The organism is Stenotrophomonas sp. UBA7606, from assembly GCF_002477705.1.
GTDB lineage: Bacteria > Pseudomonadota > Gammaproteobacteria > Xanthomonadales > Xanthomonadaceae > Stenotrophomonas.
Window position 1 is genome coordinate 1 of record NZ_DLJW01000068.1, and the last position, 14420, is coordinate 14420.

9 protein-coding genes are annotated in these 14420 nt (G+C 65.6%); 4 read left to right on the plus strand and 5 right to left on the minus strand.

Features of this window, described 5'->3' with window-relative positions; genetic code table 11:
- Window positions 1-113: 113 nt before the first annotated feature.
- The 4 genes from mutS to B2527_RS09010 form a co-directional block, all read right to left on the minus strand.
- On the minus strand, window positions 114-2669 hold the full coding sequence (mutS, locus tag B2527_RS08995; protein WP_293708593.1) for a DNA mismatch repair protein MutS: 2556 nt from the start codon (window positions 2667-2669) through the stop codon (window positions 114-116).
- A gap of 390 nt (window positions 2670-3059) precedes the next feature.
- Window positions 3060-5366 (minus strand): TonB-dependent receptor, encoded by a 2307-nt coding sequence (locus B2527_RS09000; protein ID WP_293708581.1) that lies wholly within the window; start codon window positions 5364-5366, stop codon window positions 3060-3062.
- A 766-nt stretch (window positions 5367-6132) separates the two neighbouring features.
- Window positions 6133-7251 carry a metallophosphoesterase gene (locus B2527_RS09005; RefSeq protein ID WP_293708583.1) on the minus strand — a complete coding sequence of 373 codons (1119 nt, stop codon included), beginning with the start codon at window positions 7249-7251 and terminating at the stop codon, window positions 6133-6135.
- A gap of 96 nt (window positions 7252-7347) precedes the next feature.
- Window positions 7348-8775 carry a GGDEF domain-containing protein gene (locus B2527_RS09010; RefSeq protein ID WP_414717047.1) on the minus strand — a complete coding sequence of 476 codons (1428 nt, stop codon included), beginning with the start codon at window positions 8773-8775 and terminating at the stop codon, window positions 7348-7350.
- A gap of 141 nt (window positions 8776-8916) precedes the next feature.
- On the opposite strand from B2527_RS09010, the gene B2527_RS09015 reads away from it, so the two are divergent.
- The 3 genes from B2527_RS09015 (at window position 8917) to B2527_RS09025 (ending at window position 11627) form a co-directional block, all read left to right on the plus strand.
- The gene (locus tag B2527_RS09015; RefSeq protein WP_293708586.1) at window positions 8917-9714 is read left to right on the plus strand and encodes a TlpA disulfide reductase family protein; all 798 of its coding nucleotides are present in this window, start codon (window positions 8917-8919) and stop codon (window positions 9712-9714) included.
- A gap of 24 nt (window positions 9715-9738) precedes the next feature.
- The gene (gene dsbG / locus B2527_RS09020; protein WP_293708588.1) at window positions 9739-10566 is read left to right on the plus strand and encodes a thiol:disulfide interchange protein DsbG; all 828 of its coding nucleotides are present in this window, start codon (window positions 9739-9741) and stop codon (window positions 10564-10566) included.
- An 80-nt stretch (window positions 10567-10646) separates the two neighbouring features.
- Window positions 10647-11627 (plus strand): cation diffusion facilitator family transporter, encoded by a 981-nt coding sequence (locus tag B2527_RS09025; protein ID WP_293708590.1) that lies wholly within the window; start codon window positions 10647-10649, stop codon window positions 11625-11627.
- 251 nt (window positions 11628-11878) lie between these two features.
- On the opposite strand, the gene B2527_RS09030 is transcribed toward B2527_RS09025, so the two are convergent.
- A complete protein-coding gene (locus B2527_RS09030; RefSeq protein WP_293708591.1) occupies window positions 11879-13942 on the minus strand; it encodes a 3-hydroxyacyl-CoA dehydrogenase NAD-binding domain-containing protein in 2064 nt (687 codons plus the stop codon).
- Window positions 13943-14178: 236 nt separating this feature from the next.
- Between B2527_RS09030 and B2527_RS09035 the strand changes: the two genes are divergently transcribed.
- The coding region (locus B2527_RS09035; RefSeq protein ID WP_293708592.1) for a sigma factor at window positions 14179-14420 on the plus strand (242 nt) is incomplete at its 3' end.

Consider the following 14420-nt stretch of genomic DNA (forward strand, 5'->3'; position numbering starts at 1 on the left):
TCGGCAAAGGCTGTATCGGTAGAGCCCGATGCCGAGCATGGCTCGGCACTACCGGGTGGGTTTGCCCGGGGGGGCTTCTGCCGAGCACGGCTCGGCACTACAGGTGTTGCGGTTCAGATCAGCGACTTGACCCGGTACAGCGCTTCCAGCGCCTGCTTCGGTGTCAGTTCATCCGGGTCGATCGCCTGCAGTGCATCCAGTGCCGCTGAGTTCGGCGCGGCAAACAGACCAAACTGCTGCGGTGCGTCCAAGGCCTGTGGCGCCATTGCCGCGCTCTGGGTTTCACCGCCGCGCTGTTCCAGCTCGGCCAGACGGCGGCGCGCCTGTGCCACCGTCGACTTGGGCAGGCCGGCCAGTGTGGCTACCTGCAAACCAAAGCTGCGGTTGGCCGGGCCGTCCTTCACTGCGTGCATGAACACCAGCGTGTCGCCGTGTTCCACCGCATCCAGGTGCACGTTGGCGATGCCGCTGGCGCCGCCTTCGTGGCTCTCGTCGGCCAGCGCGGTCAGCTCGAAGTAGTGGGTGGCGAACAAGGTGTAGCAGCGGTTCTGGTAGGCCAGGTGGCGGGCCACCGCGTCGGCAAGGGCCAGGCCGTCGTAGGTGGAGGTGCCGCGGCCGATTTCATCCATCAACACCAGCGAGTGGGCGCTGGCGTGGTGCAGGATGTAACTGGTCTCGGCCATTTCCACCATGAAGGTGGATTGACCCTTGGCCAGATCATCGCCGGCGCCGATACGGGTCAGGATGCGGTCGATCGGGCCGATCACCGCGCGGCTGGCCGGCACGAAGCTGCCGATATGGGCGAGCAGCACGATCAATGCGTTCTGCCGCATATAGGTCGACTTACCGCCCATGTTCGGGCCGGTGATGACCAGCATGCGGCGGTCCGGGTGCAGGTCCAGGTCGTTGGGCTCGAACGGTGCTTCGCGCACCGCTTCCACCACCGGGTGGCGGCCGCGTTCGATGCGCAGGCAGGCGTCTTCCTGCAGTTCCGGCTGCGCCCAGTCCAATGCCTGCGCGCGTTCTGCAAACGCGGCCAGTACGTCCAGCTCGCTCAATGCACCGGCACAGCGCTTCAAGGGCTCCAACTGCTCGCCGACGATGTCGAGCAGGCCTTCGTACAACAGTTTCTCGCGGCTGAGCGAACGCTCGCGGGCCGACAGCACCTTGTCCTCGAAGTTCTTCAACTCCTCGGTGATGTAGCGCTCGGCATTGGTCAGGGTCTGGCGGCGGGTGTAATGCACCGGCGCCTTGTCGGACTGGCCCTTGCTGATCTCGATGTAATAGCCATGCACGCGGTTGTAGCCGACCTTCAAGGTGGCGATGCCGCTGGCCTGGCGCTCGCGTGCTTCCAGATCGATCAGGAACTGGTCGGCGTGGGTGGACAGGCGGCGCAGTTCGTCGAGCTCTGCATCGTAGCCTTCGGCGATCACGCCGCCATCGGACAGCTTCAGCGGCGGCTGCTCGGCGATGGCGCTGGCCAGCAGCTGCGCGCTTTCATCGTGCGAGCCCAGCTCGGCGCGCAGCTGTTGCAGGCGCGGTGAATCCAGCGTGTCCAGCTGTGCATTGATGGTCGGCAACAGGCCCAGGCCATCGCGCAGGGTGGAAAAGTCGCGCGGGCGCGCCGAGCGCAACGCCATGCGGGTCAGGATGCGCTCGATATCGCCAAGCGCGCGGAAGCTGTCGCGCAGGTCGGCGTCGCTGCCGCGATCAATCAGCGTGGCAACTGCGTGGTGGCGTTGCTGCAGCACGTTGCGCAGGCGCAGCGGGCGGTGCAGCCAGCGCCGCAGCAGTCGTCCGCCCATCGGCGAGACGGTGCTGTCGAGCACACCGAGCAGGGTGTTGCGGGTGTCGCCATCGACGCGCGTATCCAGTTCCAGATGACGGCGGGTGGCGGCGTTCATCGCAATCGCTTCGCCGGCGTTCTCCATCGCGATGGCGGTCAGGTGCGGCAGACGCTGTTTCTGGGTCTCCTCTACATAGCCGAGCAGGGCGCCGGCGGCGCCGGTGGCGCGCGGCTTGTCGTCGATGCCGAAGCCGCTGAGATCATGCAGCTTGAAGAAGTTCAGCAGATGGCGGCGGCCGCTGTCGGCATCGAACAGCCACGGCGCCCGGCGGCGCACGCCATTGCGATGGCGTAGGAACTCCGGCCAGTTATCTTCGTCGGGCACCAGCAGCTCGGCCGGTTCCAGCCGGGCCAGTTCGGCTTCCAGCGCGTCGTCGTTGTCCACCTCATTGACCAGGAAGCGGCCGCCGGCCAGATCGGCCCAGGCCAAGCCGTAGCCGGCCTTGCTGCGTGACAGCGCCATCAGCAAGGTATCGCGGCGTTCGTCCAGCAGGGCCTCGTCGGTGACGGTGCCGGGGGTGACCACACGCACCACCTTGCGTTCGACCAGGCCTTTGGCCAGGGCCGGGTCGCCGATCTGCTCGCAGATCGCCACCGACTCGCCGACTGCCACCAGTCGCGCCAGATAGCCTTCGAAGGAATGCACCGGCACGCCGGCCATCGGGATCGGCGCACCGCCGGAGCTACCGCGCTGGGTCAGGGTGATGTCGAGCAGGCGCGCGGCCTTGCGCGCGTCGTCATAGAACAGTTCGTAGAAATCGCCCATCCGGAAGAACAGCAGCAGGTCCGGATACTCGGACTTGGCTGCGAAGAACTGCTTCATCAACGGGGTGTGTTCGGGCTTTTTCTCGGTCACGCGCAGTCCACTTCAATTTGCCGGGCGAGGGCACAGGACCGCTATTGTAGGCGCAGTGCCCGGAATGGACGAGGTGAGGCTGATGCGGGCGGATTGAGGCCATCGTGCTTGCCGGTGGCCGGAAAGTGAACGCTGCGACGGCACCGCGGTGTCGCAATGGGCAGGTTCCCTGAACGCCGGCGCAGAGCCGTTGTCCGCAGCTGTAGCCGGCATGAGTGCAGCCGCAGGCCGCTGGGTCGCCTTGGCCTGCCGGCGGCTTGGTGCTGCCTTCGAGAGCGCAGTGCAGGCGCGTTGTGCGGTGGCAGCCGACAACGCGTGGAGAGGCCTGCACTACGCCCATCGTGGGTGTGGCAGCGCTTAGAAGTTCAAGGTCAGCGATACCCCGGCGGTGCGGAAGCTGTCCGGTGACAGGAACTGCATGGTGCCCCCATTGTTGATGGTGGGGCTGGCGTCAATGAAGCTGCGGTAGTGCTTGTCCAGCAGGTTGCGTGCGTATACCGATACTTCCCATTGACCATCTTCGGCCCCCAGACCGATGGACAGGTTGGCCACGCCGTAGCCCGGCGTGCGGGTGGAGGACTGCGAGGCGGTGTTGTAGAAGTGGCTGCGGTAGCTCCAGCCGGCATTGGCGTTGATGGCCAGGCCGTTGCCCAGGGCGTGGTAGTAGTTGCCGCTGAGCGAGTAGCTGTACTTGGACACATACGGCGGCGTGAATCCCGTCAGGTCGGCCTGCAGGACGCCGTCGACGATGCGGCAGGGGGCATCGCGGTTGCTCTCGCAGGTGGTGAAGTAGTCGCGGAACTCGGCGTCGGTCAGCGCGCCGGTGGCGATCAGCGAGAAATCGGCGCTGGGACGCCAGCTCACTTCCAGCTCGGCGCCCTTGGTGCGCATCTCACCTGCGTTCGACATCGCCCAGCCCAGGGTTTCCGGAATGTAGACCTGGGCCTGGAAATCCTTGTAATCGGCCTTGTACAGGCTGACGTTGACGGTGAGGCTGCGGTCGAAGAACTGGGTCTTGGCGCCCAGTTCATAGGCGGTGGATTTCTCCGGCTGGATCAGGTTGGACTCGTTCCAGATCGGGTCGACGGTGGGGCCCTTGTAGCCGGTGGCGACGTTGGCATACCACATCAGCGTGGGATTCTGCTGGAACTGCAGGGCGACTTTTCCAGAGACGTTTTCCTTGCTGATCCCAGCCTGCGAAGGAAGGATCGTGCCCAGGTAGATCACCGGCTTGCCTTCGGCGGTGGGCATGTCGATGGGCGTCATGGAGGCGGCCACCTTGTCATGCGTGTAGCGCAGCCCAGCGCTGGTGGACCAGCGGTCGGTCAACTTGTAACCCACATTGGCGTAGAGCGCATGGCTCTTGGTGTCGGCGTGGATATGCTGTCTTGGGCCGGTGAGGGAGAGGTATACGCTGGGCGGCGCCGGATCGAAATTGAAGCCGCCGTAGGCGTAGTACTCGTAGGTGCTGTCGACGTTGGCGTAGTAGGCGCCAAGCACGTAGTCCAGGCGGTTGTCCTGCGCGGTGCCGGCCAGGCGGAATTCCTGGCTGATCTGATGGGCACGGATCGTGGTGATGTTCTTGTTGAGGAAGTCCGCGGGCGTCTGGTCCACGTCATGGATCTGGTTGACGGTGGAGGCGCGGTAGGCGGTGATGGAGGTCAGCTGCGCACCGTTGGCAAGACGCAGGTCGGCCTTGGCGGAAAAGCCGGTCACGCCTTGGAAGGCGAAAGCATCGGCGTCGGCCTGGCTGGTGAAGCTGTCGCCGCCGATGCGTTCGAAGCCGGCCAGGCTCGCGTTGTAGTTTGTGTCCGTGCCCAGACTGTAGAGCGTGGCGATGTTGCGGTTGAACAAGGTCTGGCGTTCGGCTGCAACCAGGATGTCCAGTCGGTCGGTAGGCGACCACAGCCACTTGCCGCGGATGCCGCGCCCGGTCTGGTCACCGACATTCCAGTCATGGAACGCATTGGCGGTAGCGCCGTCCTGGTCCTTGTAGTAGGCGGAAATACGCAGTGCCGACGTGTCCGAGATGCCCAGGTTGCCGGTTACGCGTGCCACGTGCTCGTTGCGCTCGCCCAGCGACAACGCGACCGAGCCGCCGGTGGTGCCGATCTCCGGGGCACGCGTGCTGATGTTCACGATGCCCGCCGAGGCGTTCTTGCCGAACAGCGTGCCTTGCGGCCCACGCAGGACTTCGATGTGCTCGATGTCGCTGAAGCCGGCCACGCCGGGATCACGCGGTATGCCGATGACCACGTCGTCCACCACCGTGCCCACGGTCTGCTCGGAGGCAACGCTGAAGGCCTGCGTGCCGATGCCGCGCACCTGGAAGCCACCACCGTTGGCGGTGCCGGCCGTGGCCGAGAACGAAACGCCCGGGGCTACGTACTGCAGATCGGAGATGCTGCTCATGTTGGTGCGGTCGAGCTGTTCGGCCGTTACCACACTGATCGAGATGGGGGTGCTCTGCAGCGGCTTGACCTGGTGGGTGGAGCGCACCATCACGGTGTCCAGGTTCTTGGCTTCCGGCTCGGCCACAGGCGCCGCCTGTTGCGCGAAGACGGTGGGCACTTCTGCCAGCGCAATGAGCAATGCAAGGGTCATGCGGGTACGACGCGGTTGCTGGAGCGGGGTGTGGCGTGGGGCGGCTTGCAGGTACTTCATCGTGCTCTCCGTTGGAGCCGGTCATGTCATCCCGGCATGTGGTTTACGGCGTTGCGGCCTCTGCGTGGCTACGCCCTTGGGGCTTTCGAGCGCGCGCAGCCGCCCGGCGTGGTCATGACTGGCCACGAGGACTGGAAAGGGTGTTGGCAATCGTTCTTGTGCCCTTGCGTGGGAGAGGACGCAGGTGCGGGTGACTACAGATGGCCGGTGTGGACCTCGGCGGTAGTCAGGTGCTGCAGTGGCGGTGCAAGGACGTTCGGGTTGTCAGTGGCGGTAGGAGTCTCTTGGGTGACCCTTGGCGGCATCAGCCTTGGAGGGTTGCAGCGGGGGCGCCATGCTTGGCCGTTGAAGGCGTGCCTGTAGCCTGCAGGGTCGGTACAAGCGAGGAAGCCCTGCCGTGATGGAGGGAATGCATTCCCTTCATCGTTTGCGCAGCAGTGTGTTCGTGCAGCGGCAGATGAACTGCGTGCGCTGAAGATGTTGGTGCAGGGGGGGCGCTGTCAACGATTTGCAGCGAGTTGATCACACGTGCACATCAGCTGTTCCAGCGTTGCGCGTGGACAGCGTGCGGTTTGGCCAGGAATACATCGTTAGGCGCCGCACAGCGGCGGCCGATCTGATTGTCCGGTGCCAGGAAAAGTGCCGGTTTGCCCTGAGAGCGCGAGCTGCCTTTTCTACGGGCTTTCCAGCAGCGGGATCGCCGCGCCGCCGCGCTCGAAGCAGCGCTCCCCATTTTCCTGCGCTGCAGTAAGCGCAGGGCTGGACCTCAGTCGTCGCCGCCGATCACGCCTTCAGCCAGCGGCACCCGGCTGCCATCGAGCAGGCCACGGCTGAGCTTGCCGTCCTCGATGAACAGCAGCTCGCCGTTCTCGCCATTCTTGATGCTGCTGTCGATGGCGATGATGCGATCACCATGGAAGCTGCTGACATGCGGCATCGAGGTGTGGCCCACGACGATACGCTTGAGGGAGAGGCTGTCCAGTACGTTCTGCACGCCGGCGGTATCCAGGCGTCCATCGAAGTAGCCGCGGTACCAGATCGGGCTGGTCTTGCCGTCATACAGCGGCGCGGTGCCCGGGTCGGCCTTGACCTCGGCCTTGGGGCGGCCCAGCGAGGCCTGGTAGGCGGCATTGGTAGCTGCCGGGTCCAGCGCCAGCGGCAAGGCCTCCGGCGAGATGCCGCCATGCAGGAACAGGGTGTCGCCGATCCGCAGCAGTACCGGCCGGGTGCGCAGCCATTGGCCGATCACCGAATCGCTGCCATACAGCTGCGGATAGCTGCGGCCCAGCAGCTGTGCGCTGCGCAGGTACTTGGGATTGACGTAGCGCAGGTCGTCGTACAGCACCATGGTTTCGTGGTTGCCCAATACGAAGTGCACGGCGCCACCGGCCTGGGCGGCCTGCTGCTGCAGGCTGTAGAGCAGCCAGAAAGCCTCGGTGACCTGGGGGCCGCGATCAAAGACATCACCGGCGATCACCAGTGTGTCCTGGCCCAATGCCCAGCGGTCATGCGGGTCGATCACATGGTGGGCGCGCAGCAACTGCAGCAGTAGTGCGTACTGGCCGTGGATATCGGAGACGGCGACGATGCGGGACGCCGCCGGCAGCACCGCATTGGCCGGGTCGGCCGTTGCTCCGATCAACAATGGCTGTGGGTAGCCACACGCCGGCGCAAACCCGCGGGCGATATCGCGCTTGCGGCGAAGCTGGCGGGTGACCACCTGGTCATCGCAGATCCATTGCGCCTGCAGGCGTTTGCCGTCACGGAATACGTAGGGGCCGTCGGCGTGCACATGCGCAGCCGGCTCCGGTACCTCGCGCGCCTGGGCGTACGGGACGCTGCACAGCAGCGGGATCAGGATCAGCAGGGCGCAAAGCAGGGGCATGGCAGTTTCCGGGGCGCGGTGCCTGATGCACCTGCGTCCAGCCTACGGCGCGGCTGCGCCCATCGCATGTGCTATCGGTTTGCTGCGCGGCGCGGCTCAGTCGCGGCGCAATGCAGCACGGCCCGGGGCATCGGGCAGGGTGTCGTGACCCAGCACAATGCGGTTGCGGCCCTGCTTCTTGGCCTGGTACATGGCTGCGTCAGCGCGTGCCATCACCCGTTCGTAGTCCGGGTGGCCGTCGTACAGCGCCACGCCGATGCTGGCACTCACCGCCAGCAGTTGGCCGTCGGCCAGGGTGACGGGGGTCTCGGCGATGCGCCGGCACAAGCCATCGGCAATCACCAGCGCCTGGCGTTCATCCACCGCCACCAGCACCACCACGAACTCCTCGCCGCCGTAGCGGAACACGTAGTCGCTGCCGCGGGTGAACTGGCTGAGGATGCCGGCCACGTGCTGCAGGGCACGGTCGCCGGCTTCGTGGCCGTGTTCATCGTTGATGGTCTTGAAGTGGTCCAGGTCCAGCAGCAGCACGCCGAAGCTGCCGGAGGATTTTTCCGCCAGCTTGATTTCCCGGCGCAGCACGGTGGGCAGGAAGCGACGGTTCAACAGGTTGGTCAGCGCGTCACAGCCGGCATCCAACTCGCCGATGCGTTCGAACAGCATGCCCAGCAGGGTACGTACCTGGCTGACCTTGGAACGCACTTCCTGCAGTTGAATGGAGCGTTCGGCCGGTGCACTGTCCTGCTGCAAGGTGTGCTGCAGCAGCTGGTCGACCTCGCGGATCAGGCTGCTGATCTGCACGGTCTCCGAGCTTTCGCCGAAACTGGGAATGCCCTTGTGGTTGAACCACAGGCCGAATTCCGAACGCGCCAGGCTCTTGAAGCTGCCCAGGTCGGCCTGTGCGGCCAACGCGTACAGCAGGGTGTTCTCCCAATCCAGCAGCAGGGCACGTTGGCGTTCGCGCTCGGTGCTGACGTTCTGTACCAGCGAGAACAGCCGGTAGGCCGCATCGGTGCGCGAAGAGCGCTCGCGGGCATTGGAATAGGCCAGGGTCATGCCTTCCAGCGCGATATCGAAAGAGGCGGTGAGGCTGGCGATGGCGGTGTGCGCGATTTCACCGTGCCCGGCCTGTTCGCCGATCAACTGGAACAAACGCTGTTTGAGCACGCGGGTACCGCGCGTGACCAGATCCACCGGAATGCCCACGCGTGCATGCACATCGCCAATGACGCGCTGGTTGGCGATCAATTGCTCGACATTGCCGTCATCGGCCTGCAGCAGGTCGCGTACCCAGCGCTGCATGGCCGGTTGCAGCCGCACCCGCACCTGGTCGTGTGACATCGAGCGTGAGGCGCGCGCGTCGTTCATCATCACCTTGTAAAAATGCGCGGCAAGCGCGGCGGCATGGTCGTCGGCCAGGCTTGCCAACACCTGCGCAGCGTCCGGACCAGCGGCAGCAAGGCTTTGTCTCCAGGCTGCCGCCAGGGCGCTGCTGTTGGTGTCGGGCATGGAAGAGGGGGCGATATTCATGCGATCAATCGGTAGAGTGCCAGTGGCAGCCGACCATTATCGGCAGGAAACACCGATGTTTGAGGATGTTGTATTGATAGCTGTGTTCACTGTTTGTTCAAGTTCTGCTGTGCTGGGTAGCGCAGGGCGCGCGCGATGATCAGCGCCGGCCCTTTCCCGATGATGGCCGTGGTGGCCTTGCTGGCGCTGGCCATAGGCTGGGGTTTCGCGCGGGCCTTGAGCCCGTCGGCTGACGGTCTGCGCAGCCGTGCCGGCGCGGTGGTGCTGGATGCCTTCCTGCTCGGCTTGCTGGGTGCGCGGCTTGCGCACGTGGCCCTGCATGCGCGTGACTACCTGGCGCAGCCGCTGTCCATCATCCGCCTGGGTGATGGTGGCTACACGATCTGGGCGGGCCTGCTGGTGGCCGCTGCCTACGCGTTGTGGAAGACCCGCCAACGCCTGCTGCGCAAGCCGGTGCTGCTGGGCCTGGCCGCCGGTGCGGCGTTCTGGGCGATGGGCGGCATGGTGCTGTTTGCGATGCAGCGCGCCTCCATTCCGCTGCCTGATGCGGTGCTGGTGGACATGCAGGGCCAGTCGGCACCGCTGGCGGCGTTTACCGGCAAGCCGACGGTGATCAATCTGTGGGCGACCTGGTGTGGGCCGTGCCGGCGCGAAATGCCGGTGCTGGCGCAGGCGCAGCAGGCGCACCCACAGGTGCAGTTCGTGTTTGCCAACCAGGGTGAAACCAGCGATGAGGTCGCCGACTACCTGCGTGTGGAGAACATGCAGTTGCACAACGTGCTGCTGGACGCCGATTCCCGGGTGATGCAACAGACCGGTGCCCGTGCGCTGCCAACCACTCTGTTCTTTGCCGCCGATGGACGGCTGCGCAGCGTGCATATGGGCGAGCTGTCGCGCGCCACCCTGGAAGCGCGCCTGCGCGAGCTGCAATAACCCCTTTACCGCAAGAGATACCTGATGATGCGTTCCCGTACGATGCTGCTGTTGTTGTCCGCCATGAGCCTGGCGCCCCTTGCATGTGCACAGACTGCCGGCACGCCGGCCACCACCGCGGGCAAGGCGCCGGCAGCCGCCGAAGAGCCGGCAGCCGCCGAAGAGCCGGCGGTGGTCAAGACCCTGCGCTCGCAGGGCGTCGAGTTCATGGGCACGTTCGAGACCCCGGTTGGCCTGACCGGCTATGCCGGCGTGGCCGGCCAGCGGCCGTTGGGCGTCTACGTGTCCAAGGATGGCGAATACGCCGTGGTGGGCACCCTGGTCAACGCCAAGGGTGAGGATGTCAGCGCCGCCAAGCTCAAGGAGCTGGTGTCCGAGCCGATGGGCCAACAGGCCTGGGCCAAGGTGGAAGCCAGCCATTGGGTGCGCGACGGCAAGGCCGATGCGCCGCGCATCATCTACTCTTTCAGCGATCCGAACTGCCCGTACTGCAACCGTTTCTGGGAAGCTGCGCAGCCGTGGGTAGCCGCGGGCAAGGTGCAGATCCGGCAGATCCTGGTGGGCGTTATCCGCGAGGACAGCGCCAACAAGGCCGCTGCCATCCTCGGCGCGGCATCGCCGGAGCAGGCCTTGATCCAGAACGAGCGTGACTTCGCCAAGGGCGGCATCAAGCCGCTGGCGACGGTGCCAGCGGCGGTACAGGCCAAGCTGCGCGCCAACGAGGCGGCGATGCTGGATCTGGGCTTCCAGGGGACGCCGGGCATCATCTTCAAGGATGCCGATGGCAGCGTGCAGATGCGCTCGGGCATGCCGCAGGGCGATGACATGCAGACGGTGCTCGGCCCCCGCTGATCGCTGAACCGGGTGGTGGCGATGTAATAGTCTCCGCCGCGCCGGGCTGACTAAGCTGGCTTCGTTTCCGGGAGCCAGCCATGAGTCACGACCACAACCACCTGCCCAGTGAGATCCGCCACGAGAAGCCCCTGTGGTGGGCGTTGGGGCTGACCACGTCCTATCTGGTGGTGGAAGTCATCGGTGCGTTCTGGACCAACAGCCTGGCGCTGTTGTCCGACGCAGCGCATATGGCCACCGATGCCATCGGCCTGATGATCGCGCTCACCGCGGTCCGCCTGAGCCGGCGCCCGCCCGATGCCAAGCGCACCTATGGCTATGCCCGCCTGGAGGCGCTGGGTGCGGTAACCAATGGCCTGCTGTTGTTTGGCGTGGGCATCTACATCCTTTTCGAAGCCGTACAGCGCTTCCAGCAGCCGCAGGCGATTGCCTCCACCGGCATGATGTGGGTGGCTGCATTCGGCCTGGTGGTGAACCTGATCGCGATGCGCCTGCTCAGTGCCGGCAGTGGTGAGAGCCTGAACGTCAAGGGCGCCTATCTTGAAGTGTGGAGCGACATGCTTGGTTCGGTGGCGGTGATTGCCGGCGGCCTGATCATCCACTTCACCGGTTGGACCCTGGTCGACCCGATCCTGGCGGTGCTGATTGGCCTGTGGGTGCTGCCACGCACCTGGGTGCTGCTGCGCGATGCGATCAACGTGTTGCTGGAGGGCGTGCCCAAGGGCGTGGTGCTGAAGGACATCGAAGCTGCATTGCGCGAGCAGGCAGGGGTGGCCGGCATCCACGATCTGCACGTGTGGGCCTTGGCGTCGAGCACGCCGGCTTTGACCGTGCATGTGGTGATGCAGGATGGGCAGGCGCCGGATGCCTTGCGCCGGCAAGTGGCCGACATGCTGCACGAGCGGTTTGATATCGACCATGTAACGGTGCAGGTTGAAGCGGATCACTGCGGCGATGATTGTGCTGACAAGAAGACGGGCGGTGGTGACCACGACCATGATCACGAAGGTCATGCGCACGGGCCGGATGAGCAAGGTCATCACGGCCATGTGCACCGCTGAACAGCGCGCTTTGCGCGTCCCCTTTCCCCCTCTCCCCAACCCCTCTCCCGCAAGGGGAGAGGGGCTTTGCAAGCTGCAGCTTCAAGCATCGCTTCATCTCGCCGAAATCTGAGCCCCCTCCCCTTGCGGGAGAGGGGTGGGGAGAGGGGAGAGGGGAGAGGGGAGAGGGGGGCGCAGCGCGCCCAATCATTGCGGCAAAAGAAAACGGAGCCTCGCGGCTCCGTTTTTGTTCAATCAATCAGGCGCAGATCTCAAGCCACCGGCTCGCGCAACACCGCCATGTCCCAGCCCTGGCGCGGTGCAAATCGGTCGCCATGGCGGGCCTGCAAGGTCTTCAGCTTCTCCACCAGGGTATCGGCGCCGGTTGCGCGGATGTACTGGATCGGGCCGCCACGGAACGGGGCAAACCCCGTGCCGAAGATCACGCCGGCATCGAGCAGGTCGGCATCGGCCACCACGCCGTCGTGCAGGCAGGCCACCGCTTCGTTGAGCAGCGGCAGGATCAGGCGGTCTTCCAGGTCCGATGGGGCCTGGTAGTCCTTGGCCACTTCCGGCTTCACCGCGCGGCCGTTCTCCCACTTGTAGATGCCCTGGCCGTCCTTTTTGCCGCGCTTGCCCTGTTCCACCGTGGCCAGCGCCGCCGGAATCTGCAGGCCCAGGAACGGCGCCAGCTCCTTGCCCACGCCAGCGGCCACGTCCAGGCCCACCGTATCCAGCAGTTCGATCGGGCCCATCGGCATGCCGAACTTGACCGCAGCCTTGTCGATCACCGGGCCGGGAATGCCCTCGGCGTAGGCGGTGGCAGCCTCCAGCATGTACGGGAACAGCACGCGGTTGACCAGGAAGCCGGGCGTGCCGGCCACCGGCACCGGGAACTTGCCTAGCGCCTTGCAGAACGCAGCCAGACGCTTCTCGGTTTCCGGCGCCATGCCGTCGTGGTGGATGATCTCCACCAGCGGCATCTGCGCGACCGGGTTGAAGTAGTGCAGGCCGGCAAACTGCGCCGGGCGCTGGATGTGATCACGCAGCTCGACCAGCGGGATGGACGAGGTGTTGGTGGTCAGCAGCGCATCGGCCTTCATCTTCGGCTCCAGCGTCTGGTACAGCGCACGCTTGGCTTCCGGGTTCTCGATGATGGCCTCGATCACCAGGTCGGCATCGGCAACGCCGTCACCGGCCAGATCGGCCTTCAGCCGTGCGGCCACTTCCGGGCGCTTGCTCTCGTCACGCACCTTTTTGTCGAACAGCGCCTGCGCGCGGGTCATGGCCGGGTCGATGAAGCGCTGCTCGCGGTCCTGCAGGGTAACGTTGAAACCCTTGTAGGCCGCCCAGGCCGCGATATCGCCGCCCATCACGCCGGCACCGACCACGTGCACGTGCCTGATGCCCGAGTCCTTGCCGCCCAGGCCCTTGAGCCGCTCGGTCAGGAAGAAGATGCGGATCAGGTTGCGCGCGGTCGGGCTGCTGGCCAGCTTGACCACGGCGCGGCGTTCGGCATCCAGACGCTTCTGGATCGGGCTGCCACCGGTGCGTTCCCAGGTGCTGATCAGCGCATACGGCGCCGGGTACTGGTCCTTCTTGGCCTTGCGCGCGACCTGCTTGGCCATCTGCGGGGCCAGGATCTTGCGGGCAAGGAAGGTATTGGTGGCCCAGGCGGTGGCGCGCTGCTTGAACGGGCGGGTCACGCCGGTCTGCAGCAATGCGACCGCCGCATCGACCAGCACCGCCGGGGCGGCGACCTTGTCGACCAGGCCAATGCCGCGCGCGGCCGAGGCCGACAGGGGGCGGCCGGTCAGCATCATGTCCATCGCTACCGGCGCGCCCACCAGCTGCGGCAGGCGCGAGCTGCCGCCCCAGCCCGGGAAGATGCCCAGCTGGGTCTCGGGCAGGCCGATACGGGTGGACGGATCGTTGGACGCCACGCGGTAGCGGCAGGCCAGTGCCAGCTCGGTGCCGCCGCCCAGGCAGTGGCCGTGGATGGCGGCCACGGTCGGGCAGGGCAGTTCGGCCAGCTTCTGGTAGACGCTCTGGCCGCGGCGGATGGCGTCGTTGACGGTGCCGCGGCGGTCGAACTCCTGGAACTCCTTCAGGTCCGCACCGGCGATGAAGCCGGCCGCCTTGGTCGAGCGCACCACCACGCCCTTGGGCGGGTCGATGGCCAGGCGCTCGATGATGTCGCCCAGTTCCAGCAGCACGTCCTGCGACATGGCATTGACCGGGCTGTCCTTGCGGTCGAGGCTGAGTACAGCCACGCCATCCTCGCGCAGCTCGGTATGCCAATGATTGAAGCGGAGCCCGTCGAAGCCTGAGAGCATGGGACGTTCCATCCGGTTGTGTATGGAGAAGACCGCTATGATCCAGAGGTTGTTTCCCCGCCGTCAAATCCCAATGCTTGGGGATGTGATGCGTTCGTGGCAGCAGCGGTCCCCGCAGGCTAACCGAACGGGAGTTAAAAGCTGGTGCGGCCCCCTCTGCGGAAGGGACTGAACTTTTGCCGCGAGTAGCGGTCATATTGCCCGACGTCGGTTGGGCTGACAGGAGTGCGGCCCGAATGGCCGAGGTTGAAACACCACAGGAGCTGGACCTGGAACTGGTCCGGCGCGTGCAGCGCGGCGAAAGCGCAGCGTTCGATGTCCTGGTGCGCAAGTACCAGCATCGGATCATTGCGCTGATCGGGCGCTACATCGCCGACTGGAGTGAATGTCAGGACGTGGCCCAGGACACTTTCGTCCGCGCCTACCGCGCGATCGGGAATTTCCGTGGCGACGCCCAGTTCTATACCTGGTTGCATCG